The sequence below is a fragment of the Herbaspirillum sp. B65 genome, from assembly GCF_000333555.1.
GTDB classification, from domain to species: Bacteria; Pseudomonadota; Gammaproteobacteria; order Burkholderiales; family Burkholderiaceae_D; genus Herbaspirillum; species Herbaspirillum rubrisubalbicans.
Genome location: NZ_BADI01000700.1, coordinates 1 through 2328, shown reverse-complemented (window position 1 = coordinate 2328; position 2328 = coordinate 1). Strand labels below are relative to the sequence as shown.

Annotated in this window: 2 protein-coding genes and 1 pseudogene; all 3 read left to right on the top strand. The window is 65.2% G+C overall.

What is annotated here, in order from left to right; translation table 11 throughout:
• The first annotated feature begins 160 nt into the window (after window positions 1-160).
• Entirely contained in the window at window positions 161-1150 is a 990-nt protein-coding gene (locus I5W_RS16610) for a MurR/RpiR family transcriptional regulator (RefSeq protein ID WP_017450733.1), read from the top strand.
• Window positions 1147-2124 (top strand): annotated as a pseudogene (locus I5W_RS16605) (isoaspartyl peptidase/L-asparaginase family protein). Before I5W_RS16610 ends, I5W_RS16605 begins: the two are co-directional and overlap by 4 nt.
• A gap of 25 nt (window positions 2125-2149) precedes the next feature.
• The coding region (locus tag I5W_RS30020; protein ID WP_148289128.1) for an ATP-binding cassette domain-containing protein at window positions 2150-2328 on the top strand (179 nt) is incomplete at its 3' end.

The window sequence follows — 2328 nt, the reverse complement described above, 5'->3', positions numbered from 1 at the left end:
TCTGGCAGTCCCGGAAGATGATAAAAACCACGGTGGCAGGGCCATCGGCAAACGCAGATCCAATGATCAAAACGATTTAAATGATTTAAATCGTTTGCGCAGTCAAGCGCATTAGTGGCGCATCAATGGCGCATTTTCAACGACAACGGGGTAGCGGACGGTGACACAACAGCCGAAGAACATCAGCTTGCAAGGGGCCGGCGCCATCGCCCAGGCCGTGGGCAAGCTGTATCCGCAATTGTCCAAGTCGCACCGCAAGACGGCCGACTACGTGCTGGGCAATCCGTTTCGCGCTGCCACCATGACCATCGACGAACTGTCGGAAGCGGCCGGGATTTCGGTGGCCACTGCCAACCGCTTTGCCCACGCGCTGGGCTTTGATGGCTATGCCTCCTTCCGCGCGGCCCTGGTGTCGGACTTCGCCACCACCCTGGCGCCGGTGGAAAAGCTGCGCGAGCAGGTGCAGCGCGCTGCCACCAGCGCCGAGATCATGGCCGCGGCCTGCGACAGCGACATCGCCAATATCGAAGCCACGCGCCGGATGCTCAACCCTGACCATTGCGAGCAGGCGGTCGAGATGATCCTCTCGGCCCAGCGCGTCTTCATCACCGGCTTTGGCGCCTCGGCTTATCTCTCGGGCTTGATGGCGCATACGCTGGAACCCTATGTGCGTACCGTCAGCTCGATGGCCATGGCCGGTGGCCCTTCGCAGGCGGCGCGCCAGTTCTTCAAACTCGACAGCAACGACCTGGTCATCGCGATGGTATTTCCGCGCTATGCCGCCGACACCGTCTGGCTGACCCAGCGCGCCGTGGAAAAGGGCGCCCGCATCCTGGCCCTGACCGACCATCCCGGCTCGCCCCTGGTGCCGCTGGCCGATGTCACTCTCTATGCCCAGACCGATGGCCGCCTCTCCCCCACCTCCGACGCTGCCGCACTGATCCTGATCCAGGCGCTGTGCGATGCGGTGGCGCATCGCGCGCGTCGCTCGGTGCAGGCGGCCACGCAGATGACCGAATTCGTATTGCCCTGGCTGTATCTGGCCCAGCAGCACCCGCGGGCCGGCACCAGCCCGGTCGGTCAGCCGCCCAAGGCCAAGGCCAAGGCGGCGGCCAAACGCGTCTCTACCAAAGGAAAGTCCCATCCATGAGTACTCCCGTCATTGCCATCCACGGCGGCGCCGGCACCATCACCCGCGTCTCGCTCACCGCCGAGGAAGAGGCCCGCTATCACCTGGCCTTGGCCGAGATCGTCGCCGCCGGCCAGGCGGTCCTCAATGCGGGCGGCTCGGCTCTGGAAGCGGTGACCGAGGCGGTCCGCCTGCTGGAAGACTGCCCGCTGTTCAACGCCGGCCATGGTGCGGTCTATACCAGCGAAGGCAAGCATGAGCTGGATGCCTGCGTGATGAACGGCGCCGACCTGGCTTCAGGCGCGTGGGCCTGTGTCACCCAGCTGCGCAACCCCATCCTGGCGGCGCGCGCGTGATTGGAAAAGAGCGAGCACGTACTGCTGGTGGGGCCGGCTGCCGAAGCCTTTGCTGCGCGCCATGGGGTGGTCACGGTCAGCCCCGACTATTTCCATACCGAGGCGCGTCACCAGCAATGGCTGCGCGTGCGCGGCCAGGCACGCGCCATGCTGGACCATGATGCGTCGTCGTTCTCGTTCGCGCAGCAGGCAGCCGAACCGATCGACCCCGATCACAAGTTCGGCACCGTCGGCGCCGTCGCCCTGGACCAGTTCGGCAACCTGGCCGCGGCCACCTCGACCGGTGGCATCACCAACAAGCAAGCCGGTCGCGTGGGTGACTCGCCCATCATCGGCGCCGGCTGCTATGCCAACAATGCCACCGTGGCCGTGTCGGCCACCGGTACCGGTGAAGCCTTCATGCGCACTGCGGCCTGTTACGACATCGGCGCGCGCATGGCCTATGCCGGCCAGTCGCTGCAGGAGGCCAGTGATGCGGTGGTCTTCGAAACCCTGCCCAAGGTCGGCGGGCGCGGTGGCGTGATCGCCATCGATGCCCACGGCAACCTGGCCTTGCCCTTCAATACCGAAGGCATGTACCGCGCCTATGGCCGTGGTGAGCTGGCCCCGGTCACCGCCATTTATGCAGAATCGGCCTGAAGCGGCCGGGCAGGAGAGAATCAAGATGCAACAGTCCCAACGCGTGCTCGACGTCAGTCACCTCAACGTGCGCTTTGCCACTTCCGAGCGCACCGTCGATGCGGTGCGCGACCTGTCCTTCCACGTCGATCAGGGCGAGACCCTGGCCATCGTCGGCGAATCCGGTTCGGGCAAGTCGGTGTCGTCGCTAGCCATCATGCGCTG